The following is a 22,875-nucleotide window of genomic DNA, read 5'->3' on the forward strand; positions in this document are numbered from 1 at the left end:
ATCCCCCCGCATCGTTGACGTCGCGCTCCACCGGCATAAGGTCCGTTCCAAACCATTGGAAGGAAACCCTGGCATGCGCGATTTCCATCATCCCGGTCGCTCGGCGGTGTATGCCGCCAACGGCATGGCCGCCACCTCGCATCCTCTGGCCGCCGCGACCGCGATCGACATTCTCAAGGCCGGGGGCAACGCCGTCGACGCCGCCATCGCCGGGGCCGTGCTTCTGGGTCTGTGCGAACCGCAGATGACCGGTATCGGCGGCGACTGTTTCGCGCTGATCTCGGAGGCCGGGAAGGATGTCGTGGCGGTCAACGGCTCGGGCCGGGCCCATGCCGCAGCCAATGCCGCGACCCTGCGCGATGCCGGCCATACGTCGGTTCCGGTCAACAGCCCCGAGGCGGTCACGATCCCGGGGGCGATGGACGCCTTCGCCCGCATGTCCGACCGCTGGGGCAAGCTGGGCCTCGCCGACAGCCTGGCACCGGCGATCCGCTATATGGACGCGGGCGTGCCCGTCGCCCCGCGCGTGGCGTTCGACTGGGCCGACAAGCGCGACGTGCTGCAAGGGGCGGCCCGCAGGCACTATCTGAAGGACGACCAGCCACTTCCCTGCGGCGCAATATTCGCCCTGCCCGGCCAGGCCGAGGTGCTGCGGCGCGTCGCCCGGGACGGCGCAGACGCGTTCTACCGGGGCGAGGTGGCCGAAGACATGGTCGCGGCGTTGCGCGCATCGGGCGGCACCCAAACGACCGAGGATTTCGCCGCCGTCGAAGCGACCATCGCCGCCCCGGTCGAGGGTCGGTACAAGGGGCTGGACCTGCTGGAACACCCGCCCAACGGCCAGGGTGCGACGGCGATCCTGTTGCTCAACATTCTCAAGCGGTTCGATCTGGCGGCGCTGGACCCCTGGGGTGTGCAGCGCGCGCATCTCGAGGCCGAGGCCACGAAGCTTGCCTATGACACGCGCAACCGCTTCATGGCCGACCCCGACCACATGACCCGGCTCGACCACATGCTCAGCGACACCACCGCCGATCGACTGGCCGGGCTGATCGACCCCAAACGCGCCCAGCGCGCGGTGACGGCGGTCACGGAATCGGTGCACAAGGATACGGTCTACATCACGGTCGTGGATCGCGATCGCATGGCGGTGTCGCTGATCTATTCGATCTTCCATGGCTTCGGTTCGGGCATCGCATCGGAGAAATTCGGCATTCTGCTGCAAAACCGCGGGGCGGGCTTCTCGCTGAGCGAAGGTCATCCCAACGAGATGGCGCCGGGCAAGCGTCCGATGCACACCATCATCCCCGCCATGCTGCGCGACGCCGGGCAGGTGACCATGCCGTTCGGAGTGATGGGCGGCCAATATCAGTCCACCGGCCATGCGCGGATGGTCACCAACCTGCTGGACTTCGGGCTTGACCCGCAGGCGGCCATCGACGCGCCGCGGTCCTTCGCCGAGGGCACGACGCTGCAGATCGAACGCGGATATGCACCCGAGGTGCGCGCAGCACTGGCAGAGATGGGCCATGACGTGGTGATCCCCGAGGCACCGATCGGCGGCGCGCAGGCCATCCGCATGCATGACAACGGCACTCTCGAGGGGGCATCGGACCCCCGCAAGGACGGCGCTGCCCTGGGGTACTAGCGGTGCCTGCGCAGGGCGTCAGCCCCGCGCGGGACGTCCCGGCACAGCCCAACCGATAACGCCTTTGCCGTCAAGATCAGGTCAGGCTGCGCACCGGGTCTCGCGTCAGTAGGAATATTCCTGAAAGACGCGGGTGACATCGCCGTCCCAGTCGCTGTTGTATCGGCGGATCAACTCGTCTGCCGGGGTCTCGCCGGTTTCCAGGCTATCCTTCAACGCGTTCAGGAAATGGGTTTCGTCGGGCAGCAGCCCGCCCGCGCCGGGGCGTGCGCGCGCCTTCAGCCCGCCCTCGGCCAGCGCCACCACGTCTTTCGCAAGGTCGATCATTCGGCGTCCGCCGACCTCTGCCGCGAGCCCGTCGACCGAGGCCGCAACGCGCCACGCCTCGCGGGTGTCCGCATCCCAGTCTTTCGCGATGTCCCAGGCCGCGTCCAGTGCCCCCTGATCATACATCAGCCCGACCCAAAAGGCCGGCAGCGCGCAAAGCCGCCGCCAGGGGCCGCCATCCGCGCCGCGCATCTCGATGAACTTCTTGATCCGCGCTTCGGGAAAGATCGTTGTCAGGTGATCGGCCCAATCCGACATCATCGGCTTTTCGCCGGGCAGCGCGGGCAGCGCGCCCTTCAGGAAATCGCGGAAGGACTGGCCCAGCGCGTCGATGTATTCGCCGTCGCGATAGACGAAATACATCGGTACATCGAGCGCGTAATCGACCCAGGCATCGAAGCCGAAGCCGTCTTCGAATACGAAGGGCAGCGTGCCGGTGCGCGCCGGATCCAGATCGCGCCAGATGCGCGAACGCCAGCTCTTGTGGCCATTCAGCTTGCCCTCGAAGAACGGCGAATTCGAGAACAGCGCCGTGGCCACCGGCTGCAGCGCGATCGCCGTGCGCAGCTTCTGCACCATGTCCGCTTCGGAGCTGAAGTCGAGGTTCACCTGCACGGTGCAGGTCCGGTACATCATGGATTTCCCCATGGTGCCGACCTCGTCCATGTACCGCGTCATCAGCCGGTAACGGCCCTTGGGCATCATCGGCATTTCCTCGTGCGTCCAGTGCGGCGCTGCCCCGAGCCCGATAAAGCCCACATCCAGCGCATCCGCGACGTCGCGCACCTCGGCGAGGTGGCTGTTCACCTCGTCGCAGGTCTGGTGAATGGTCTCGAGCGGCGCCCCCGACAATTCCAGTTGCCCGCCCGGCTCGAGCGAGATGTTGGCGCCGTCCTTTTCCAGGCCGATCAGGTGCCCCGCCTCGGTGACCTCTGTCCAGCCATGCCGGTCGCGCAGCCCCTCGAGCATCGCGCGCACCGATTGGCGGCCCTCGTAGGGCAACGGATCGAGCGACCCTTTCAGGTAGCCGAACTTCTCGTGCTCGGTGCCGATGCGCCAGTCGTCCTTGGGCTTGCAGCCATCCGCGAGGTAGTCCGCCAATTGGGATTGATCCTCGATCAGCCCGCCGCCGCTTTGGGGAATGGACATGGTGGCGCTCCGTCTGTGTTGCCTGAAACTGGGTTCAAGGCATGGTCAGGAATGGCGCGGGTGTCAATGCAGGTGGCGGGGGGCCTCGGCGGGGCGCGCGCGGGCCCAGATCAGCGCGCGGCCGGTGCCCTTGCGATGCATCTCGCGCAGCATTGCCTCGGTGTCGAAGCCCGGCAATCCGGCGAAGGCATCGAACAGCCCATCGGCCCCGGCGGCGGTCAGCGGGATGTAAAGCGACGGCCCGCTACGGTGTTCGATGCACCAGTGGTCCGGCGTGGCCGACCGGTCGATCAGGATCTGCGTCACATCGTCAAGATCGGCAACGCCCCCCGACAGCGGGCCGAAATAGGCCAGCCGCCCCTCGGTCACATTGACCACGCCTGGTCCGTCCTCGCCCGACCGGAACCGCCCGCGCTGTACCCCGATGAAGGCCAGCACAGCGCCCGCAAGCGCCAGAACCGCGCCAAATGCGGCAAAGACCCAGCCCAGCGCGCCAAGATAGACCAGCCCGCCGATGGCTATCAGCGCAAAGCCTGCCAGCGCCTCGCGCCAGCGGCGCAAGACCGCCTGCGCTTCGGGTCGCACGAAGCTCATGCCCAGTCCCCAAAGCGCATCTGCCACAGGGTCAGCGCCGCCACCGCCGCCGTGTCCGCGCGCAGGATCCGTGGGCCGAGACCGGCCACATGCGCGCCCTCCATGCGGTGCAGGCGCGCGCGCTCCGCTTCCGAGAAGCCACCTTCCGGTCCGATCAGCACGGCCCAGGGCACCGCTGCGGGCGCGTCGGCGAAGAGGCCCGCCCGGGCCGATAAGCTGCCGCCTGCCTGCGTCTCGTCGCAGAACATCAGATGGCGCGCCGCATCCCACCCGTCCAGCAAGGCCGACAGCTTCTGCAACGCGGCGACCTCGGGCACGTAAACCGCACCGCATTGCTCGGCCGCCTCGCGCGCATGGGCCTGCAGACGGTCCTGCCGGATACGTTCCGAATTGGTGAAGTCGGTGGCCACCGGAACCAGCCGGCGCACGCCCATCTCCACCGCCTTCTCGACGATGAAATCGGTGCGCGCCTTTTTCACCGGCGCAAAGACAAGCCACAGATCGGGCGGCAGCCATTGCGGCGCGGTCTGCACCCGGCACAGCAACACCCCGCGCCGCTTGCCCGCCTCCGCGACCTGCGCGCGCCATTCCCCGTCGCGCCCGTTGAACACCGTCACCTGGTCGCCCGGGGCCAGCCGCATCACCCCGAAGAGATAATGCGCCTGATCGCGGTCGAGCACGATCTGTTGGCCCTCTGCTAAGGGCGCTGATACAAAGAGCCTGATCTCAGCCATGGGCGGACCCTATGACCCACCAAGACAAAGCGCCAGAGGGCCAGATTGCCGACGCCGTCAAAGGAAACTGGGTCGACAGACGCGCACCGAGCCGCTGGAAGCCCTACTTCCGCCTGTCGCGCCTCGACCGTCCGATCGGCACCTGGCTCTTGCTGCTGCCCTGCTGGTGGGGGCTGTCGCTGGCATCGGTGTCGTCGGGTTGGTTCGGGCTTTACGATCTCTGGATCGGCGTCAGCTGCGGCATCGGCGCAATCCTGATGCGCGGCGCGGGATGCACCTGGAACGACATCACCGACCGCGACATCGACGGGTTGGTGGCGCGCACCGCGCAACGGCCCATTCCGGCGGGCGATGTCAGCGTGCGGCAGGCAATGGCCTGGGCCGCGCTGCAATGCCTGATCGCTTTCGGCATCCTCATCACCTACACCTCGACGGCGGTCTATCTGGGCATTCTCGCGCTTCTGCCGGTGGCGATCTACCCCTATGCCAAGCGCTTTACCTGGTGGCCGCAGATCTTCCTCGGGCTGGCCTTCAACTGGGGCGCGCTCTTGGCGTGGACCGCGCATACCGGCACGCTGGGGCTGCCCGCCGTGCTGCTTTATGCGGGCGGCATGGCCTGGACGCTGTTCTACGACACGATCTACGCCCATCAGGACAAGGAAGACGACGCGCTGATCGGCGTCAAATCGACCGCGCGCCTGTTCGGTGACGCCACGCCCCGCTATCTTGCGGCGTTTCTGGTCCTGACCGTGGCGCTGATGGCGCTCGCCGTTGTTCTCGCCGTTCCGCGCGACAACACGACCGCCCTGGCGCTCTGTCTCGCCGGTGTCCTGGCGATGGGCTGGCACCTCTTCCGCCAGATGCGTCGGCTCAAGCTCGATGACCATGACGGCCTGCTCGCGCTCTTTCGGTCCAACCGCGATGCGGGGTTTCTGCCTGTGCTGTTTTTCGCCGCTGCCCTGCTGGTCTGATTGCGCCCGGTGGATCAGACGCCTAGAAGGCTGCTGCCAAACAAAACATCGGTGCCAAGATGCGTCTTTCCACATTCGCGACCCTCTCCGGAACCTTCCTCGCTGCCGCGGCGCTGTCCGTCCTTGCTGCCAGCCTGTCGGCACGGGTGGTCGAGGACAGCTCGATGGCGGGCGTGGCCCGGGCGCTGGAAAACAACGGCATCGACTGGGCCGAGGTCGACGCCAACGGCCTGCAGGTCTTCGTCTTCGGCACCGCCCCCTCCGAAGCCGACCGCTTTCGCGCGCTGTCGATCGCCGGTCAGATCGTGGACGCCGCCCGCGTGATCGACGATCTGATCGTCGAGGACGAAATGGCGATCGACGCCCCGCGCTTCTCGGTCGAGATCCTGCGCAACGACAATCGCCTGTCGCTGATCGGCCTGGTTCCCACGAGCTTCGACCGCGACCGCCTGGTCGAGGAGCTGAGCACGCTGGTGCGCGACTCCATGACCGTCTCGGACCTGCTCGAGACCGCGGATTATCCCGCCCCCGAAACCTGGAACCAGGTGATGCGCTTTGCCGCCCGCGCGCTCGAGGACTTGCCGCGCGCCAAGATCTCCGTCGATGCCGAGAGGGTGGCCATCGAGGCCATGGCCGAAAGTGCGGCGGATGAAAGCGTCATCATCGCCAAGCTGGAGGGGCTGGTGCCCGAGGGTGTCGCGCTCGATCTCGACATCGAATCGCCGCGCCCGGTGGTGTCGCCCTTCGCCATGCGCTTCGTGATCGACGAGGACGGCGCGCGCTTCGAATCCTGCGCCGCCGACACCGAAGTGGCCCGCGCCGCCATCCTCGCCGCCGCACGCGACGCCGGGGCCTCCGCGGAAGCGTCCTGCACCCTTGCCCTCGGCGTGCCATCGCCGGACTGGGGCAAGGCGGTGTCTGCGGCGATCAACGCGCTCGGCGACATCGGCGCGGGCACGGTGACCTTTTCCAATACCGATATCGCCTTGCTGGCGGCACAGGGCAGCGATGCCGCCGCTTTCGATCAGGCCGTCGGTGGGCTTGAAAACGCCCTGACCGAGGCTTTCGTGCTGGATGCGGTTCTGCCCGAACCCCCCGAAGACGTGGCGGATCGCGGCCCGGTCGAGTTTGTGGCAACGGTCAGCCCCGAGGGTCAGGTGGCGCTGCGCGGACTGGTCGATGACGCGATCACCCGCACCGCCGTCGACAGTTTCGCCCGGGCGGCCTTCGGCTCGGACGCGGTGCGCGTCGGGGCGCGGATCGACGACGATCTGCCGCAGGGCTGGCGCACCCGCGTTCTGGCCGCGCTCGAGGCCCTGTCACAGCTTGAACACGGCTCGGCCGTCGTCACCCCCGAAACCATCAAGATCACCGGCGACACCGGCAATCCCGACGCCTCGGTCCAGATCGCCGCGATGATGACCGAAAAGCTCGGCACCGAGGTTTTCGATCTGGTCATCAGTTATCGCGAACGGCTCGACCCCTCGCTCGGCATCCCCACCCCCGAGAAATGCGTCGCGGACATCCGAATCATCGTCGGCACCCGCAAGATCACCTTCGAGCCGGGGTCCGCGACGCTCGATGCCTCGGCCAAGGACATTCTCGACGAAATCGCGGACCTGTTGAAGATCTGCGGGGATATCCCGCTCGAGATCCAGGGCCATACCGACAGCCAGGGACGCGAGACCATGAACCAGCAACTGAGCCAACAGCGCGCCCAGTCGGTGCTGATGGCGCTGACCGAACGTCGGGTCCTGACGTCGTCCTACCGCGCGGTGGGCTATGGCGAAGAACAGCCCATTGCCGACAACGGCACCGCCGACGGGCGCGAGGCCAATCGCCGGATCGAGTTCACCCTGATCGCATCCGAACAAGAAACAACGTCGGAAGACGTTGAAGCCACTGCCCAAGATGGGGCACAAGGGGGTGACACCTCCGGGACGAATGGGACAGGCGAGTGAACCGTACCGAGTTTATCATCACGACGGCGATTATCCTGTTCGTCGCCTTCTGCCTCGGCTGGTTCGCGAACTGGCTGGTGCACCGCTTCACCCGGGTCAGCCAGAGCGACCTGTCCGAACTGGAAAGAATGGGCCAGGAACTTCACGAGGCCGAGGAAACGCGCGATCAGGCAATCACCTATCTGCAGCAGCGCGAGGCCGAGCTGACCAACCAGCTGATCCAGACCGAAGCTGAACTGTCCGCCGCAATGGAAGGGCTGCGCGAAGCACGCCACGAGGCCGAAGAGCTGCGCGCCTATCTCGAACGCTCCCAGGCGGCCAGTTGACCCCCAGCCCCCGGATGGCCCGCGGCCCTGCCTGACCCCGCAACTCAGGGCGCGCGCATTTCAGCCCCGGCCCCTTTTCGCTTCGCCTTTCCAGAAAAACGCGCGGGGTGTGAATTGGCGGCCTGCCGCCAAGAGAGGGGCAAGGCCCCTCTGCCCGCCCGGGGATCGGTACGATCAGCGGGCCAGACATGGGTGCGCGGGCACCGCGCACACCGCCGGATCACCGCTTGCGCCGTCCGCCCGATGACCGCTTGTGAAAGCTCGGCGGGCGTTTTGCGACCCATCGCAGAAACGCCGCCATCCGGGAATGCCCCCGCAACGCGTCGGGCGTGTTGTATTGCCGCGCCAGTTCCGCCTCGGTGAAGGTCGCGTGGATCTCGTTGTGACAGATCTGGTGCAACAGCACGACCGGGCCGCCCTTGCCGCCTTTCAGCTTCGGAACCAGATGGTGCAGGCTCTGTCGTGCCTCGGGCGGGATCGGCCGCAGGCAAAGGGGGCAGATCGGATCGGACATGAATGCTTGTGCCTCTGACATCGCTCCGCCAAGAGAATGGCACGGGGCAACAAGGGGTCAAGCATGCCACATTGCGACGCATTGGTGCTGGGTGGCGGACCGGCGGGGCTGATGGCCGCAGAGGCGCTTCTCGATGCCGGGCGGCAGGTTCTGCTGGTCGATCAGAAGCCCAGCCTGGCGCGGAAGTTCCTGATGGCCGGCAAATCGGGTCTGAACCTGACGAAAGATGAAGACCCGACGGCCTTCCGCGCGGCCTATGGCGATGCGGCCCCCTGGCTGGCCCCGATGCTTGACGCGATGCCGCCTGCCGCGGTCACGGCCTGGGCCGAAGCGCTGGGGCAGACGGTGTTCACCGGCTCCACCGGGCGTGTCTTCCCGCGTGCGATGAAGGCATCGCCGCTGTTGCGGGCCTGGCTTGGGCGGCTGCATGACAAGGGCCTCGTGACCCGGACGCGCTGGCGCTGGACAGGCGGGCTGGGGCCGTTCGTCTTTGACACCCCCGAAGGCAGCACGGCGCTGGCTCCCGAGGTTGCGGTGCTGGCGCTTGGCGGCGCGTCCTGGCAACGGCTCGGGTCGGACGGCGCATGGGCGGGTGTGCTGGGCGATCTGGGGATCGAGCTTGCCCCGTTCGCCCCGGCCAATGCCGGGCTCTCGGTGCTCTGGTCCGATCACATGCGGCGGCATTTCGGTGCGCCGCTGAAGAACGTGGCGTTTCACGCGGGCGATCGAACCGCGCGCGGCGAGGCGGTGATCACCGCGACGGGGCTGGAGGGCGGTGGCCTCTATCCCCTGTCCCCGGCGTTGCGGACCAGCGCGGCCCTGACCCTCGACCTTGCGCCGGATCTGGACCGCGAGACGCTGATCGCGCGGCTGTCGCGTCCGCGGGGCAAGGGCGGCAAGGACAGCCGCTCGAACTGGCTGCGAAAGACGCTGAAACTGCCGCCGCAGGCGCAGGCGCTGTTGATGGAATGCGCCCGCCCCCTGCCCGAGGATGCGGCGGCGCTGGCACAATGCGTCAAGGCGCTGCGCATTCCCCATGCGGGGCTGCGCCCCCTGGACGAGGCAATTTCGACCGCCGGGGGGCTGCCGCGCGCCGCGCTCGACGACGGGCTGATGCTGCGCGCGCATCCGGGGGTATTCGCCGCCGGAGAGATGCTCGACTGGGAGGCGCCGACCGGTGGCTACCTGCTGTCCGCCTGCCTTGCCACCGGGCGATGGGCCGGGCGCCATGCGGCGGCCTGGGCGGCAAGCGGCACACAGCCGGGTTAGGGCAGCGCCGCGGCGCGCAGAAAGGCCGGTCGCGCGCGCAGCCCCTTGGCATAGGCCTTGAACGCCGACGGCATCTCGGGGAACTTCGCCGAAAGCGCCCATCCGCCGCAATGCACCAGCAGGATGTCCGGCACAGTCATCTCGGCCCCCATCAGATACGGACCCTCGATGCTGTCGGTGATGCGGGACAGGTTGCGCGTGAACTCGGCCTTGAGGCTGTCCTTGATCGCGGGCACCCGGTCGGCTTCCGGCAGGACGAAGGAATGCCGCGCGGCGGTCCAGAGCAGCGCATCCAGCTCGTCGAGGATCCGGAAGGTCCAGGCATCCTGCAGCGCGCGGTCGGTGGTGCCCGGCGCGTGGGTGAACGCGCCATGCCGGTCGGCCAGAAATTGCAGGATCGCGCCCGAATCGGGAATCGCCACGTCGTCGGCCATCAGCACCGGAACCTTGCCAAGCGGACTGGCCCGGCGCACCGCCTCGGAGCCCGGGGCCGCCGGGTCATGGGTGTAGTCGACGCCCAGCTCTTCCAGCAGCCAGAGCGGACGAAAGGCGCGGGTCTTCGACGTCCCGATCAAGGTGTAGCGCATGGGAACCTCCTGTGTCGCCGGTACGGTGCCAGCCGGGCAAGCCGATCACAAGAGCGCACGAGGTCGGTGGTTCGGCCCTTCTGTCATTCGGTCATTCGGTGGCGGCCGCGCCACTCAACGTCGCGTCATGCGCCGGATTTCCGGTGGCCCGTATCCTTGCAACAGCCACATAACATCTATATACCATCCATACAGATGGAGAAATCAGTATGAGCAACGTCAGACAGCTGCGCGACAAGACCCCGGAAAGCGAAAAGATCACCATCAACCTCGGGTATGTGGATCTCGGGCGGATCGACCTTCTGGTGCAGGAGGGATTCTACTCGAACCGCAGCGATTTCATCCGGACAGCGATCCGCAATCACCTGGACGGGCATGTGGACGTGGTGCGCCAGTCCATCGAACGCCACACCATGGAGCTGGGGCTGCGAGACTATTCCCGCGCCGACCTCGAGGCGCTGCGCGACGCCGGGGAGGTCCTGCACGTCAAGGTCGTCGGTCTTGCCCGGATCGACAAGGACGTCACCCCCGAACTGGCCTTGGCCACGATTGGATCCATCACCGTGCTGGGTGCGCTGCAGGCCAGCCCGGACATCAGGAAAGCGCTGGCGGATCGCATCAAGTAAGCGTCGCCACCGATAAAAGGAAACCTTCCCATGAAATTCAACGCCGGCGCACCGCGCCCGGCGACGGATGACGCACGCTCTGCGCGCCTCGCCGCCGCCAACGATCTCGTCAACCGCACGCTTGCCCAACATGGCCTGATGCCGGGCAAAACCGGCGACGGCCTGTCGGGCCTGAACGCCGGATTGCCGGACATGACCGCACTTCTGGGCGGGCTGTCGCTGCCGGGGGCAAGGACGCCCGAAGCGCCGCTGCCCGATGGTGCCACGTTCCGGCACCAGACATTCACCTGTGCCGAGGGCAGCCGGGCCTATCGCACCTATGTGCCGTCCACCGCCAGCCAGGGACTGACCGGGGTGGTCGTGATGCTGCATGGCTGCACCCAGACGCCCGAGGATTTCGCCGCCGGGACCGGCATGAACGCGCTGGCCGAATTGCACCGGCTGGTGGTGATCTATCCGCATCAGGCCCGCGGCGAGAACGCGCAATCGTGCTGGAACTGGTTCCGTCGGGGCGATCAGCTTCGGGACCGGGGCGAGCCTGCGATCCTTGCGGGCATCTCGCGGGACGTGATGGGCGTGCATGATCTGCCGCCCAGCCGCACCTTCGTTGCGGGCCTCTCTGCGGGGGCGGCGATGGCCATCGTTCTGGGCGAAACCTACCCGGACGTTTTCGCCGCCGTGGGTGCGCATTCCGGCCTGCCCTTCGGGGCCGCGACCGACGTTCCGTCGGCCTTCGCGGCGATGGCCGGTCAAGGCGCCGAACCGCCCCGCCCGGCGGCCACCGCGGCGGTTCCGACCATCGTCTTTCACGGCAGCACCGATGCGACCGTGCATGCTTCGAACGGGGACCGGATCGCGCGGCATGTGCGCGGCGCGGTCGGTCAGGACATCGTCGAGACCGAGGACCGCCGCACCGTTGCGGGACGCGGTGTGCATCGCACGGTCGCGACCACCACGCTTGGCGCGCCGGTCCTGGAACACTGGCGCATCGAGGGGCTGGGCCATGCCTGGTCGGGCGGTCAACCGACGGGCAGCTATACCGATCCCGCAGGTCCGGACGCCAGCGCCGAGATGATCCGCTTTTTTCTTGAAACAACTGCCGGAGGGCAATGAGATGACGACAATGACACTGACCTTCGATGCGGTCGACGAACCGACGCCGGGGCCGAAATGGGCCGCCCGCTGGGACCGCTCCTGGCCCGCCTACGAGGCCTGGTTCATCGGCAGGGGCGGCGATCGGGGGCCGTCGGCCCGGGAATGCCGCGCGGCGCTTGAACGCCACATGCCCGAGATCGTCGCGCTTTACGACCGGCTGGTGGCGCTGGCGGGCGGCTCTGACCGGGCGGCGCGTTTTTTGTCGACCTGGTGCCCGCCGCATTACCTTGGCGGCTGCTCGATTGCGGCCATGGCGGACGATCGCAATGTCCGCCTGGTGCGCAACTACGATCTGTCGCCCGACCTGAACGAAGGCCTGATGCTGCGCACCGAATGGACCGGACGCAAGGTGATGGGCATGGTCGAGTTCCTCTGGGGGCTGTCGGACGGGATCAACGATGCGGGCCTCAGCGTTGCACTGGCCTATGGCGGGCGCTCGGACACCAGTGAGGGTTTCGGGATCACGACCATCCTGCGCTATCTGCTCGAGACCTGCGAGACCGTCGACGATGCCGTGGCCGCGCTGCACAGGGTTCCGTCGCACATGGCCTACAATGTCGTGCTTGCCGATGCTTCGGGTCGGACGGCCAGCGTCGAGGTCGCCCCGGGTGGCGGTGCAAAGGTGATGGCGCGGGCCGTCGCCACCAACCATCAGGACGGTCCGTCCCGGGCAGACCGACCGGGGTTCACCCGCACCCACGAGCGGCACGACCATCTGAGCCAACTGGTCACGGACCCGGTTATGCTCAATGCGCAGTTCCTCAGGCGCCCCCTGTTGCAAGACCGCTATTCGGAAGGATTCGGCACGCTTTTCACCGCTGAATACGATCCGAAAAACCGGGCGCTGGGGCTGACACTCTGCGGATCGCGCTGGGACCAGACCATCGAGGCCTTCGAGGAAGGTCGACGCGTGGTCGACTACGCGCGCGGTGCCGTGATCGGCGATGCGGTCGGGGATGCGATCTGGAAAGACACGGGATCGGATGTGCATGGCGGCGTCGCGCCGGACTGGAGCCTCGCCGCCCGGATCGACTGGTGCAAGGTCGCATCGGACTACGCCAACAACCGTGGCCGCCCGATCGAAACCTATCTGCCGCGCGCCGCCTGAAGGGGCCAAGACCGGGACGGCCCCCCATGACGGTGTGCCCGCAAAAGCCACGCCGCGCAGCGCATCTCACGCCGCGGCGTGGCGCAACGCGTTTGCACCCCCTTGTGTTGCCGGTGATCGGGGTCGGGGTCGGGGCGACGCGGGTGTTGCCGGGGCGCTCCGCGCAGGTCGGCTAGCGCCGCGCCAGCATCGCCAGGCGGATCAACGCCCGCTCGACCAGCGCCATCTGCGGCGCGCGCTGCCCCGCCGAGCGCAAGGTCAGGTCGGTGTCGGTCAGGATCGTCAGCGCCTGTTCCAGCTTGCGCCCACCCCAGCCCTGCGCCTGCCGCAGCATCCGGTCCCGGCGTGGCCCGAAAACCGGCGGGCGCGCCCGGGCGATCCCGGCCTGAGCGCCGCCCGGGTCCGAGGCGGCAGAATGCAGCGCGCGGAAGTGGCGCGTCGCCATGATCACCAGTGTGACCGGGTTGGAGCCCTGCGCGCCGAGGCGTTGCATCACCGGCCCGATCTCGTCGACGCGGCCCTCGGCCACCACGTGCAGGATGTCGTCGACCTCGGCCTCGGTCGAGGTCGGAGCCATGAGCCGGACTTCTTCGGCGGTCAGCGGGGCCGCATCGCCGATCTTGTACAGCGCGACCTTTTCGACGGTCTGGCGAAAGTCGCCGGGATCGAGGCTGCGGGCCAGTGCGTGCAACGCGTCGCCCGCGTTCCGGTCGATGCCCTGCAGACCCGCGCGTTCCAGATCGGCCTCGATTTCGGCCCGGCTGGGCGGATCGTTGTAGATGCCCGCCGCATAGGCCGAGGGATGCGATTCGAACAGCTTGCGCAGCTTCGAGGCCGCCTTGAGCGCGCCCGCCGTCACCACGATCTGCGCATCGCCCGGCTTCCAGTCGGTCAGCGCGTTGCGGACCGCATCCGTCACGTTGTCGTTGGCCTCTTCGACGAAGGCGACGCGCGGGCCGGGAAAGAAGCCCTGCGCCTTGACCGCGTCGGTCAGCTGGGCCGCATCCTTGCGCAGCTCCGCGCCGCCCATCCGGGTCAGGCGCATCTCTTCCTCGCCCGTGGGGCCGATCAGGGCGGCGATGACCTCTTGCCGCCGCAGCGCCACGCGCATCGCGTCCTCGCCGAAGATCAGCAGACCCGCCGCCTTGGGGTCAGGCTTGCGGAAATAGGCAGGCGCGTCGCGGACCGATAGCTTCATGCCGGGGGCAGTTGGTCAGCCGCGAAGATCAGCTCCTCGACGATACGGTCGCCAAGGATCGTGGCCAGCCGTTCCTGCGCATCCGCGCGTGCCGCCGGGGTCGAGACGATGGACCCGGTGGCGGAAAAGCCGACGAATTCCTCGATCGTGCCTTCGGTGATCAGCGCGCCGGTGGCATCGCGCAGGTCGTAGATCACCGTGCCGACAAGCCGGTAGCGCGTGGTGAAGCCCGCCGATGTGGTGCCGAAATCCTGTTCGTCGATGCTGTAGCGCACGCCGAGGCGCAGCGGCCCGTCGACCCGGCCCAGCCGCTCTTCGAGCCTGCGGACGAGAAGATATGTCTGCCGGTTGTCCGGGGCCTCGATCGCGATCCGGTCGAGGATTGCCGTGGCACCGCCCGAGGGCCCGTAGGCCGGCGTGAACCCGCAGGACGCCAGCCCTGCAAGCCCTGCGAGGCAGGCAAGACCGGCAAGGACGAAGCGGCGATCAGATGACGACATTCACGATCCGTCCGGGCACGACGATGACCTTTTTCGGGGCGGCGCCCTCGAGCGCCTTGATCACAGCATGATGACCCAGAGCGATCTTTTCAACCTCGGCCTTGCCCATGTCCTTCGGCACGACGATTTCCGCACGGCGCTTGCCGTTGATCTGGATCGGCAGCGTCACGGTATCCTCGACCATCATCGCCGGGTCGGCCTTGGGCCAGGGCGCGTCGGCGATCAGCCCGTCACCGCCCAGCACCTGCCAGAGTTCTTCCGAAAGATGCGGCGTCATCGGCGACATGAGCTGCGCCAGCGTGCGGGCGGCCTGACGTTTGGCGTCGCCACCGGCGCTGGCTTTCGACAGGGTGTTGGTGAAGGCATAGAGCCGTGCGATGGCGGCGTTGAAGCCGAAGCTTTCGACGCCCTTGGTGACCTCGTCGATGGATTTGTGCATCTCGCGCAAGAGCACCTCATCGCCCTCGGACGAGGGCTCTTCGGAGGCCGCCGCCTCACTCGCGATGCGGAAGACGCGGGCAAGATGCCGGTGCGCCGCCTCGGCCCCGGACGCGGTCCATTCCACGTCGCGTTCGGGCGGGCTGTCGGACAGCACGAACCAGCGCGCGGTGTCGGCCCCGAATTCCGAGATGATCGCGACCGGATCGACCACGTTGTTTTTCGACTTCGACATCTTGGCAGAGGGGATCACCTCGACCTCGGCCCCGCCTTCCTTGAGGAAGGTCCCGCCATCGCGCTGCTCGACCGTGTCGGGATAGTGATAGACCGGGCGGCCATCGGACCCCCTGGTCTGATAGATCGCGTGCGTGACCATGCCTTGCGTGAACAGCGCATCGAACGGTTCGCGGGCGGTGTCGGGCAGATGACCGGTGATGTTCATCGCGCGGGCGAAGAAGCGCGAATAGAGCAGGTGCAGGATCGCGTGCTCGATGCCGCCGATATACTGGTCGACGTTCATCCAGTACGCGGCCTCGGCCATGTCGGTCGGCGTCTCGGCGTGCGGCGCGGTGAAGCGGGCGAAGTACCACGACGAATCGACGAAGGTGTCCATCGTGTCGGTCTCGCGCCGCGCGGGCGCGCCGCAGGAGGGACAAGCGCAATCGCGCCAGGTCGGATGCCGGTCGAGCGGATTGCCCGGCACGTTGAAGTCGAAGGGCGTGCCGTCTTCGTCATAGGGCAGGCGGATCGGCAGGTTCGCCTTGGCTTCGGGCACCACGCCGCAGGCCTCGCAATGCACCACGGGAATGGGGCAGCCCCAGTAGCGCTGCCGCGACAGGCCCCAGTCGCGCAGGCGGAACTTGGTCACCCCCTGCCCGACGCCGTTTTCTTCGCAAAAGGCGATGGCCGCATCGACGCCCTGGTCGCCCGTCTGGGCCTCGTCGCCCGCAAACCCCTTGATGTAGCGCACGATCTCGGACTTGGGCGGCACATAGGCCGGACCGCCGTCTTCGGGCAGGATGAAGGTGCCTTCCTCGCCCATGGCAGGCGCGTAGACCGTGGTGACCGGCAATTCGTACTTGCGCGCGAAATCGAGGTCGCGCTGGTCGTGCGCCGGACAGCCGAAGATCGCGCCGGTGCCATAATCCATCAGGATGAAATTGGCGATGTAGACCGGCAGTTCCCAAGACGTGTCGAAGGGATGGCGCACGGTGATGCCGGTATCGAGGCCGCGCTTTTCGGCCTTTTCCATGTCCTCTTCCGAGGTGCCCATGCGACGGCATTCGGCGCAGAACTCGGCAACCTGCGCGTTGTCGCGCTCAAGGTGCCGGGCCAGCGGGTGATCGGGCGAGATGCCGACAAAGCTGGCACCCAGCAGCGTGTCGGGACGGGTGGTGTAGACCTCGATCCGGTCATGGCCCTCGGGGGCGTCGACGGTCGAGAAGGCAAACTGAAGGCCTCGCGACTTGCCGATCCAGTTGGCCTGCATCAGCTTGACCTTGGCGGGCCAGTTGTCGAGCGTGTCGAGCGCATCGAGCAATTCCCCGGAGTAATCCGAGATCCGGAAGAACCATTGCGTCAACGCGCGGCGTTCCACATCCGCGCCCGAGCGCCAGCCCTTGCCGTCGATCACCTGCTCGTTGGCAAGCACGGTCATGTCCACCGGATCCCAGTTCACCACCGCTTCCTTGCGGTAGACCAGACCCTTTTCGAGGAAATCCAGAAACAGCGCCTGCTGCTGGCCGTAATATTCCGGGTCGCAGGTGGCGAACATGCGCGACCAGTCGAGGCCGAAGCCCAGGGGCTTCATCTGTTCGACCATGGTGTCGATGTTGGAATAGGTCCAGTCTTTCGGGTGGCCGCCCGACGCCATCGCGGCGTTCTCGGCCGGCATGCCGAACGCATCGAAGCCCATCGGATGCAGCACGTTGTGGCCGGTGGCGCGCTTGTAGCGCGCGATCACGTCACCCATCGTGTAGTTGCGCACATGCCCGATATGGATGCGCCCGGACGGGTAGGGAAACATCTCGAGCACGTAGTATTTCGGCTTGTCGTCCGAACGGGTGGCGCGGAACGTCTGGGCTTCGTCCCAGGCGCTTTGCCATTTCGGCTCGATCTCGGCGGGTGCGTAGCGCGACATGGGGGATCCTCCCTCGCGGGGCTCATCTGTAACTCACCGGGCGTGATAGGGCGGGGCGGGCATGGCGTCCAGCCATAAGGGCGGCAGGATGGGCACAGGATCGACGGGTTTTCGCGCGAACGGCTAGGCGAAGGCCGCGCGGCCATGGCACAGACAGGGGCAAACAGGCCCGCGATCGGGCCAGCGATTGGGCAAGAAATGAAGATCCTCTGCATCCACCAGAATTTCCCCGGTCAGTACAAGCACCTCGCCCCGGCGCTGGCCGCCCGCGGCCACGAGGTCGTGGCCCTGACGCCGAAGGTCAAGCGGAACCAGGAATGGCAGGGCGTGCAGGTCGTGCCCTATGCCATCAAGGGGCAATCCACCAAGGGGATCTTCCCGCTGCTCGCGGATCTCGAGACCAAGCTCTTGCGCGCCACCGCCTGCTACCGGGGGGCCTATGCGCTCAAGCGGCAGAATTTCACGCCCGATGTGATCCTCGCCCATCACGGCTGGGGCGAAAGCCTGTTTCTGAAGGATGTCTGGCCCGAAGCGCGGATGGGGCTTTACTGTGAGTTCTACCATCTGTCGGATCCGATGTACGCCGCCTTCGATCCGGAGTTCGCGCCGAAGGTGCCCGCCGACGTACCGATCAAGCTGCGCCTGAAGAACATCAACAACCGTCTGCACGAAGAAATCATGGATGCCGGTCTGAGCCCCACGCGGTTCCAGGCCGACACCTTCCCCGAACGGTTCCAGGACCGGCTGAGCGTCATCCACGATGGCATCGACACCGATGTGGTGCGGCCAGACCCGGATGCGGCACTGACGCTGGATACCGGCGTGACCCTGACCCGCGACGACGAGGTCATCACCTTCATCAACCGCAATCTCGAACCGTTCCGCGGCTATCACGTCTTCATGCGGGCGCTTCCGGCGCTGCTGAAGGCGCGACCCGAGGCGCAGATCGTGCTTCTGGGCGGCGACGAGGTCAGCTACGGTGCCAAGGCCCCCGGCGGCAAGAGCTGGAAACAGATCTTCATGGATGAGGTGCGCGGCGGGATATCCGATGCCGATTGGGCGCGGGTGCATTTTCTAGGCCGGGTGCCCTACGAGCGTTACCTGTCGCTGATCCAGGTGGCGCGGGTGCACATCTATCTGACCTATCCGTTCGTGCTGAGCTGGTCGCTGCTCGAGACAATGAGCGCGGGCGCAGCCATCGTCGCCAGCGACACAGCCCCGGTGCGCGAGGCGATGGTCGACGGCAAGACCGGCGTGCTGACCGATTTCTTCGACCGGGACGCGCTGGTCGCGAAAGTGTCAAAGCTGCTCGACGATCCCGAGGCGCGGGCGCGGCTGGGGGCCGCGGCGCGGGCACATGTGGTCGACACCTACGACCTGCGGACGAAATGCCTGCCGAAACACGTGGCCTGGGTCGAGGCGCTGGCCAAAAAGAAGGCCCGGCCGCCTCAGGATTGAAGCACCGGGCCAAAGGCGCGATTCGTCGTCATGCCCGGTCGTTCGGATGTCATGGATTCGACCGGATGCGGATGGGTCAGATCTTGGCGTCGCGCTGGCGCAATTGCCGGGCGCGGGTCAGGATCGCATCCTCGACCGCCAGAACCGTTGCGGCACTGGCCGGGCCCGACCGGGTCATCAGCGCCACGTTCAGCGACCGCGCGTCCAGCGCCGGGTCCGACACCAGGATCGTCGCGCGATAGGCACGGCCACCGCCCGGCGGCGTGCCGAAGCCCGTGGTGATCACACCGGTGAAGGGATCGATGCTTTCGATCGGCAGGAAGCTGAGCGTCTCGAGCGACGCATTCCATATATAGCGGTTCACCGCGCCCACGTCCTGATCATCGCTGCGATCGCGGAAAAGGTCCCAGATCGTCGACTCCGGCGGACCTTCGTCGCCATAGATCTCCTGATCGAGGATTTCGCTGGCGGGGCGGGTTTCGACCGGCGGGGCGTTGGGGTCGCGTTGAAACATGCCGCACCCGGCAATCGTCGCCAGCAGTATGGTCAGCCCGAATGCGCGTGCGATCCGCATGATTGCCATGTCCCCGTCCCTCAGGTCAGTTTTCTTGCAATCTTCCTTACAAGCCGCGTCCGGTCACGACAAGGCGTCAATAAAGCCATGGCTTGGCCTGACTTTACCCTGTGCGCGCGGAAGATGTGGCAGGACCGTGAAATGCTTGTGGCAATTCTGCATCATGCAACCGAATGTTCGGAAACCTCTTCCGCCTCCGCTTGCAAGCAGCCGGTCCGAGGGCGCATAGACACTTCATCAAGGCCGGGTATCCGGATTGGTACGTGCCTTACGAACACATGAGGGAAACTATGAAAAAGCTTCTTCTTGCATCCACCGCGCTGGTTGCAACCGCTGGCGTCGCATCCGCCGCAGAAATCACCCTTTCCGGCATGGCCGAAATGGGTATCTACGACAACGGCAACGACACTGCCCAGTTCTTCACCGACGTCGACGTCACCTTCACCATGTCCGGTGAAGCAGACAACGGCCTGACCTTCGGTGCATCGGTCGACCTGGACGAGTCCGACGGCTCGAACTCGACCACGACATGCTCGTTCACCGACACCGACGTCGACACCTCCGGCGACGGCGCCGGCCTCGGTGCGAACCCGCTGGTCCCCACAGGTCTTGCTGCTCCGCTGGGTACCCAGCTCTGCACGATCACGTCCATGGGTGCATCGAACGCATTCGCACCCGGCGTTCAGGGCGGCGAGTCGATCTTCGTCTCCTTCGGCGGCGCAACCCTGACCATGGGTGACACCGACGGCGCACTCGACGCACGGGTTCCGGAAATGGGTCTCGCAGGCGGTTCGCTGGCTGACGACGAAACGACCCACCTTGGCTTCTTCACCGCAGACGGTGCCGACGGCATCTATGACGGTCAGGTTGCACGTTTCGACTACGCCTACGGCCCGGTCATCATGTCCATCTCGGCTGAGCAGGACCTGAACGGCGCAGACTCCGACCACGTCTTCGGCATCGGCTTCAGCTACGCTGCAAACGTCTCCAACGTCGACCTGAACGTCGGCATCGGTTACCAGGGCGTTGAAGACCTGGGTTACTGGACTTCGGTCGCAGCAACCGCCGGTTTCGCAAACGGTCTGTCCGCTGGCGTGACCTACGCGTCCTACGACGACGAGTCGGTTGTTGATGTCGATATCGAGCACGTCGGCGTCGGTGTGGGCTACTCCATGAACGCACTGTCGGTTGGCCTGAACTGGGGCCAGTATGAGTTCGACAACGGCGACGAAACGTCCGGTTACGGCCTCGCAGCCACCTACGACCTCGGCGGCGGCATGGAGCTGCGCGCTGGCTACGGCTACTCCGATTTCGACATCGGCGGCGTCAGCGACGACTTCGACACCTTCTCCATGGGTGCACGCATGAACTTCTAATCTCCCCTCGGAGATTGGTTGAGAGAGCGGGTCTTCGGGCCCGCTCTTTTCTTTTGCGATGTGCGGACTTAGACCAGTGTCCATGGCCCGCACACCGACCCCGCCCCCGACGACCGCTTCGCTTACCGCGCGATATCAATCGGCGCTTGCCGCGTTGCAGGCAGGGCGGATATCCGAGGCCCGAATGGCGTTTTCAGCGCTGGTCGATGCCCGCCCGGAGCAACCCGAGTTTCACATGCAGCTTGCCAGGATCGCGCATCTTGACGGCGATGCCGAAGCCCGCGCGCGCCATCTGGCCGTCGCGTTGAAATCGCGACCGGACGATCCGGCGCTGCTGCGCGATGCGACCGACGCCTTCGCCCGGTCCGGCGACCATGACGCGGCGCTGGCGGCACATGACCGGCTGATCGCCGCGGCCCCGTCCAAGATCGGACCGAAAGCCGACAAGGCGTTGTTTCTACAGCGCATCGGAAGGTTCGAGGACGCGGAGGCGATTTTTCGCGCGTTGCTGACCAGACACCCCCGTGAAGGAACGCTCTACCGGATGTTCTTCGCCGGCCAGAAGGTTGCACCGGACGACCCGCTGCTGCCCGCGCTGAAGAAAACGCTCAACAATCCCAAGATCAATGACGAGGCCCGGGCGCAGGCCCATTTCGCCATGGCCAAGGCGCTGTTCGATCAGGATGACGGGGCGGCGGCCTTTGCCCAGTTGCACAGGGCCAACCGCATCCAGCGCAGGCTTGCGCCCTATGACGAAACCGCCCGCCGGACCGAGCAACTGGCAATCCGTGCCGCCCAGGAGGGCGCCTTCCTCGACCCCGTCGGAGAGGTCAGCGATCCGCGCCCGGTCTTTGTCACCGGGCTGCCCCGGTCGGGCACGACGCTGGCCGAACAGATCATCGCGGCCCATAGCCGGGCCACCGCGGGCGGCGAGTTGGCGCATGCGCTGAAACTGGCGTGGAAGGCCTTTGTCCGGAATGGCCAGATGGCTCCGCTGCGCACCCTGCCCGACCGGCAGATCACCGATTACGCCCGCGCCTACCTTGCCCATGCGAAGCGCGATACCGGGGCGAAAAGCGGTGTCTTCACCGACAAGTCGATCCAGAACCACCTGATCTACGGCTACCTGGCGCGCGCCCTGCCCGGCGCGAGATTCATCGTGATTCACCGCGATCCGCGCGACATCGCACTGTCGATCTATCGCAATCATTTTGCCACGGGCACCCATCGCTACGCCAACGACCTGACCGATATCGCAGGCGTTATCAAAGACTTCCGCGCCAACATCCGTTACTGGAAAGCCCGGCTCGGCGATCGGATCGAGGAGTTCCACTACGAGGATCTGGTGCGTGCGCCCGAGACAGAGGCACCGCGCCTCGTGGCGGCGGCCGGGCTGGACTGGGAAGACGCGTGTCTGGCCTTCCACACCTCGAAGTCGACGGTCAAGACGCTGAGCGTGGCGCAGATCCGTCAACCGATCCATGCCGGGCGCGCCGCCGCCTGGACGCGATACGAAACCGAACTGGCACCCTTCATCGACGCCTGGGGAGACGATCCATGGGACTGACCGACATCAAGAACCGCATCGCCAAGGCCGAACAGGACGCAGGCCGCGCGCCCGGCTCGGTGCAGCTGATCGCGGTCTCGAAGGTGCAGCCGCTCGAACGGGTCGAGGCCGTTTTGAAGGACGGCCACCGCCTGTTCGGCGAGAACAAGGTGCAGGAAGCCGAGGGCAAGTGGCCCGACTTCCAGGCGCGGTATCCCGATGCCCGCGTGCACCTGATCGGTCCGTTGCAATCCAACAAGACGCGGCGCGCGATGGAGCTGTTCGCGGCGATCCATTCGGTAGACCGACCGAAACTGGCCAAGTCCATCGCCCGGCTCGCGCAGGAACTGGGCCAGTGCCCGGACATCTTTCTGCAGATCAATACCGGCGAGGAAGAGCAGAAGGCCGGGATCGCCCCTGCCGACACAGATGCCTTCGTGCAGCAATGCCGCGACCTCGATCTGCCGGTTGTGGGTCTGATGTGCATCCCGCCTGTCGACGAGACGCCGTCGGTGCATTTCGCGCTGCTGAAGAAGCTTGCCAACCGCAACGGGCTGGACGGCCTGTCGATGGGCATGTCGAGCGATTTCGAGACCGCGATCGCGTTGGGCGCGACCCATGTCCGCGTCGGATCGGCCATCTTCGGCGACCGCGTCTACGACTGACAGCTATGCAT

At 66.5% G+C, this 22,875-nt stretch carries 21 protein-coding genes; 12 read left to right on the forward strand and 9 right to left on the reverse strand.

Annotated features, from left to right (window positions below; all coding sequences use genetic code 11):
• Nucleotides 1-73: 73 nt before the first annotated feature.
• Entirely contained in the window at nucleotides 74-1,648 is a 1,575-nt protein-coding gene (locus tag ACXYMN_RS14205; RefSeq protein WP_459014375.1) for a gamma-glutamyltransferase family protein, read from the forward strand.
• Between the two features lie 105 nt (nucleotides 1,649-1,753).
• Here ACXYMN_RS14205 and ACXYMN_RS14210 read toward each other — a convergent pair whose 3' ends face one another.
• The 3 genes from ACXYMN_RS14210 to ACXYMN_RS14220 form a co-directional block, all read right to left on the reverse strand.
• The gene (locus tag ACXYMN_RS14210; RefSeq protein ID WP_459014376.1) at nucleotides 1,754-3,124 is read right to left on the reverse strand and encodes a glutamate--cysteine ligase; all 1,371 of its coding nucleotides are present in this window, start codon (nucleotides 3,122-3,124) and stop codon (nucleotides 1,754-1,756) included.
• A gap of 63 nt (nucleotides 3,125-3,187) precedes the next feature.
• Nucleotides 3,188-3,718 (reverse strand): hypothetical protein, encoded by a 531-nt coding sequence (locus tag ACXYMN_RS14215; protein WP_459014377.1) that lies wholly within the window; start codon nucleotides 3,716-3,718, stop codon nucleotides 3,188-3,190.
• Entirely contained in the window at nucleotides 3,715-4,452 is a 738-nt protein-coding gene (locus tag ACXYMN_RS14220; RefSeq protein WP_459014378.1) for a 16S rRNA (uracil(1498)-N(3))-methyltransferase, read from the reverse strand. The genes ACXYMN_RS14215 and ACXYMN_RS14220 overlap by 4 nt, the downstream gene beginning before the upstream one ends.
• Nucleotides 4,453-4,463: 11 nt before the next feature.
• Here ACXYMN_RS14220 and ubiA point away from each other — a divergent pair, with 11 nt between their 5' ends.
• From ubiA to ACXYMN_RS14235, 3 genes are read left to right on the forward strand one after another with little or no spacing between them, the layout of a single operon-like run.
• A complete protein-coding gene (gene ubiA, locus ACXYMN_RS14225) occupies nucleotides 4,464-5,423 on the forward strand; it encodes a 4-hydroxybenzoate octaprenyltransferase (RefSeq protein ID WP_459014379.1) in 960 nt (319 codons plus the stop codon).
• A 59-nt stretch (nucleotides 5,424-5,482) separates the two neighbouring features.
• Nucleotides 5,483-7,384, forward strand: coding sequence for an OmpA family protein (locus tag ACXYMN_RS14230; RefSeq protein ID WP_459014380.1), 1,902 nt, complete (start codon nucleotides 5,483-5,485; stop codon nucleotides 7,382-7,384).
• Nucleotides 7,381-7,710, forward strand: coding sequence for a hypothetical protein (locus ACXYMN_RS14235; protein ID WP_459014381.1), 330 nt, complete (start codon nucleotides 7,381-7,383; stop codon nucleotides 7,708-7,710). Before ACXYMN_RS14230 ends, ACXYMN_RS14235 begins: the two co-directional genes overlap by 4 nt.
• A 220-nt stretch (nucleotides 7,711-7,930) precedes the next feature.
• Here the strand turns inward: ACXYMN_RS14235 and ACXYMN_RS14240 are convergent, their stop codons facing one another.
• Nucleotides 7,931-8,224: an HNH endonuclease family protein gene (locus tag ACXYMN_RS14240; RefSeq protein ID WP_459014382.1), complete on the reverse strand. Its 294-nt coding sequence runs from the start codon at nucleotides 8,222-8,224 to the stop codon at nucleotides 7,931-7,933.
• Between the two features lie 63 nt (nucleotides 8,225-8,287).
• Here ACXYMN_RS14240 and ACXYMN_RS14245 point away from each other — a divergent pair, with 63 nt between their 5' ends.
• Complete coding sequence (locus ACXYMN_RS14245) at nucleotides 8,288-9,493, forward strand: TIGR03862 family flavoprotein (RefSeq protein ID WP_459014383.1); 1,206 nt, start codon at nucleotides 8,288-8,290, stop codon at nucleotides 9,491-9,493.
• On the opposite strand, the gene ACXYMN_RS14250 is transcribed toward ACXYMN_RS14245, so the two are convergent.
• Entirely contained in the window at nucleotides 9,490-10,080 is a 591-nt protein-coding gene (locus tag ACXYMN_RS14250) for a glutathione S-transferase family protein (RefSeq protein WP_459014384.1), read from the reverse strand. The two genes, ACXYMN_RS14245 and ACXYMN_RS14250, sit on opposite strands and share 4 nt — an antisense overlap.
• A 209-nt stretch (nucleotides 10,081-10,289) precedes the next feature.
• On the opposite strand from ACXYMN_RS14250, the gene ACXYMN_RS14255 reads away from it, so the two are divergent.
• The 3 genes from ACXYMN_RS14255 to ACXYMN_RS14265 are packed head-to-tail and all read left to right on the forward strand — an operon-like array spanning nucleotide 10,290 to nucleotide 12,969.
• A complete protein-coding gene (locus ACXYMN_RS14255; protein WP_459014385.1) occupies nucleotides 10,290-10,706 on the forward strand; it encodes a CopG family transcriptional regulator in 417 nt (138 codons plus the stop codon).
• Nucleotides 10,707-10,736: 30 nt separating this feature from the next.
• Complete coding sequence (locus ACXYMN_RS14260; protein WP_459014386.1) at nucleotides 10,737-11,819, forward strand: extracellular catalytic domain type 1 short-chain-length polyhydroxyalkanoate depolymerase; 1,083 nt, start codon at nucleotides 10,737-10,739, stop codon at nucleotides 11,817-11,819.
• A 1-nt stretch (nucleotide 11,820) separates the two neighbouring features.
• Nucleotides 11,821-12,969, forward strand: coding sequence for a C45 family autoproteolytic acyltransferase/hydolase (locus ACXYMN_RS14265; RefSeq protein ID WP_459014387.1), 1,149 nt, complete (start codon nucleotides 11,821-11,823; stop codon nucleotides 12,967-12,969).
• A gap of 172 nt (nucleotides 12,970-13,141) precedes the next feature.
• On the opposite strand, the gene holA is transcribed toward ACXYMN_RS14265, so the two are convergent.
• Genes holA through leuS form a run of 3 tightly spaced genes read right to left on the reverse strand, consistent with a single transcriptional unit; the run spans nucleotide 13,142 to nucleotide 17,245 of the window.
• Nucleotides 13,142-14,167 (reverse strand): DNA polymerase III subunit delta, encoded by a 1,026-nt coding sequence (holA, locus tag ACXYMN_RS14270; RefSeq protein ID WP_459014388.1) that lies wholly within the window; start codon nucleotides 14,165-14,167, stop codon nucleotides 13,142-13,144.
• Entirely contained in the window at nucleotides 14,164-14,667 is a 504-nt protein-coding gene (gene lptE, locus ACXYMN_RS14275; protein WP_459014389.1) for an LPS assembly lipoprotein LptE, read from the reverse strand. The genes holA and lptE overlap by 4 nt, the downstream gene beginning before the upstream one ends.
• Nucleotides 14,654-17,245 carry a leucine--tRNA ligase gene (leuS, locus tag ACXYMN_RS14280; RefSeq protein ID WP_459014390.1) on the reverse strand — a complete coding sequence of 864 codons (2,592 nt, stop codon included), beginning with the start codon at nucleotides 17,243-17,245 and terminating at the stop codon, nucleotides 14,654-14,656. The genes lptE and leuS overlap by 14 nt, the downstream gene beginning before the upstream one ends.
• 198 nt (nucleotides 17,246-17,443) lie before the next feature.
• Between leuS and ACXYMN_RS14285 the strand changes: the two genes are divergently transcribed.
• Nucleotides 17,444-18,703: a glycosyltransferase gene (locus ACXYMN_RS14285; protein ID WP_459014391.1), complete on the forward strand. Its 1,260-nt coding sequence runs from the start codon at nucleotides 17,444-17,446 to the stop codon at nucleotides 18,701-18,703.
• A 76-nt stretch (nucleotides 18,704-18,779) separates the two neighbouring features.
• Here ACXYMN_RS14285 and ACXYMN_RS14290 read toward each other — a convergent pair whose 3' ends face one another.
• Entirely contained in the window at nucleotides 18,780-19,277 is a 498-nt protein-coding gene (locus ACXYMN_RS14290; protein WP_459014460.1) for a DUF3576 domain-containing protein, read from the reverse strand.
• Nucleotides 19,278-19,567: 290 nt separating this feature from the next.
• Between ACXYMN_RS14290 and ACXYMN_RS14295 the strand changes: the two genes are divergently transcribed.
• From ACXYMN_RS14295 to ACXYMN_RS14305, 3 genes are all read left to right on the forward strand, one after another.
• Entirely contained in the window at nucleotides 19,568-20,653 is a 1,086-nt protein-coding gene (locus tag ACXYMN_RS14295) for a porin (protein ID WP_459014392.1), read from the forward strand.
• An 82-nt stretch (nucleotides 20,654-20,735) separates the two neighbouring features.
• The gene (locus tag ACXYMN_RS14300) at nucleotides 20,736-22,220 is read left to right on the forward strand and encodes a sulfotransferase family protein (protein WP_459014393.1); all 1,485 of its coding nucleotides are present in this window, start codon (nucleotides 20,736-20,738) and stop codon (nucleotides 22,218-22,220) included.
• On the forward strand, nucleotides 22,211-22,864 hold the full coding sequence (locus ACXYMN_RS14305) for a YggS family pyridoxal phosphate-dependent enzyme (protein ID WP_459014394.1): 654 nt from the start codon (nucleotides 22,211-22,213) through the stop codon (nucleotides 22,862-22,864). The genes ACXYMN_RS14300 and ACXYMN_RS14305 overlap by 10 nt, the downstream gene beginning before the upstream one ends.
• Nucleotides 22,865-22,875: the final 11 nt, after the last annotated feature.

Source organism: Roseivivax sp. CAU 1753 (assembly GCF_054482575.1).

Excerpts from the sequence above, each read along its gene's own strand:
- ACXYMN_RS14255 (WP_459014385.1), top strand. The coding sequence starts at position 10,290 with ATGAGCAACGTCAGACAGCTGCGCGACAAGACCCCGGAAAGCGAAAAG.
- ACXYMN_RS14250 (WP_459014384.1), bottom strand. The coding sequence starts at position 10,080 with ATGCGCTACACCTTGATCGGGACGTCGAAGACCCGCGCCTTTCGTCCG.
- ACXYMN_RS14240 (WP_459014382.1), bottom strand. The coding sequence starts at position 8,224 with ATGTCCGATCCGATCTGCCCCCTTTGCCTGCGGCCGATCCCGCCCGAG.
- ACXYMN_RS14290 (WP_459014460.1), bottom strand. The coding sequence starts at position 19,277 with ATGCGGATCGCACGCGCATTCGGGCTGACCATACTGCTGGCGACGATT.
- ACXYMN_RS14220 (WP_459014378.1), bottom strand. The coding sequence starts at position 4,452 with ATGGCTGAGATCAGGCTCTTTGTATCAGCGCCCTTAGCAGAGGGCCAA.
- ACXYMN_RS14285 (WP_459014391.1), top strand. The coding sequence starts at position 17,444 with ATGAAGATCCTCTGCATCCACCAGAATTTCCCCGGTCAGTACAAGCAC.
- ACXYMN_RS14245 (WP_459014383.1), top strand. The coding sequence starts at position 8,288 with ATGCCACATTGCGACGCATTGGTGCTGGGTGGCGGACCGGCGGGGCTG.
- ACXYMN_RS14305 (WP_459014394.1), top strand. The coding sequence starts at position 22,211 with ATGGGACTGACCGACATCAAGAACCGCATCGCCAAGGCCGAACAGGAC.
- ACXYMN_RS14210 (WP_459014376.1), bottom strand. The coding sequence starts at position 3,124 with ATGTCCATTCCCCAAAGCGGCGGCGGGCTGATCGAGGATCAATCCCAA.
- ACXYMN_RS14205 (WP_459014375.1), top strand. The coding sequence starts at position 74 with ATGCGCGATTTCCATCATCCCGGTCGCTCGGCGGTGTATGCCGCCAAC.
- ACXYMN_RS14265 (WP_459014387.1), top strand. The coding sequence starts at position 11,821 with ATGACGACAATGACACTGACCTTCGATGCGGTCGACGAACCGACGCCG.
- ACXYMN_RS14215 (WP_459014377.1), bottom strand. The coding sequence starts at position 3,718 with ATGAGCTTCGTGCGACCCGAAGCGCAGGCGGTCTTGCGCCGCTGGCGC.
- leuS (WP_459014390.1), bottom strand. The coding sequence starts at position 17,245 with ATGTCGCGCTACGCACCCGCCGAGATCGAGCCGAAATGGCAAAGCGCC.
- ACXYMN_RS14230 (WP_459014380.1), top strand. The coding sequence starts at position 5,483 with ATGCGTCTTTCCACATTCGCGACCCTCTCCGGAACCTTCCTCGCTGCC.
- ubiA (WP_459014379.1), top strand. The coding sequence starts at position 4,464 with ATGACCCACCAAGACAAAGCGCCAGAGGGCCAGATTGCCGACGCCGTC.
- ACXYMN_RS14295 (WP_459014392.1), top strand. The coding sequence starts at position 19,568 with ATGAAAAAGCTTCTTCTTGCATCCACCGCGCTGGTTGCAACCGCTGGC.
- ACXYMN_RS14260 (WP_459014386.1), top strand. The coding sequence starts at position 10,737 with ATGAAATTCAACGCCGGCGCACCGCGCCCGGCGACGGATGACGCACGC.
- ACXYMN_RS14300 (WP_459014393.1), top strand. The coding sequence starts at position 20,736 with ATGGCCCGCACACCGACCCCGCCCCCGACGACCGCTTCGCTTACCGCG.
- lptE (WP_459014389.1), bottom strand. The coding sequence starts at position 14,667 with ATGTCGTCATCTGATCGCCGCTTCGTCCTTGCCGGTCTTGCCTGCCTC.
- holA (WP_459014388.1), bottom strand. The coding sequence starts at position 14,167 with ATGAAGCTATCGGTCCGCGACGCGCCTGCCTATTTCCGCAAGCCTGAC.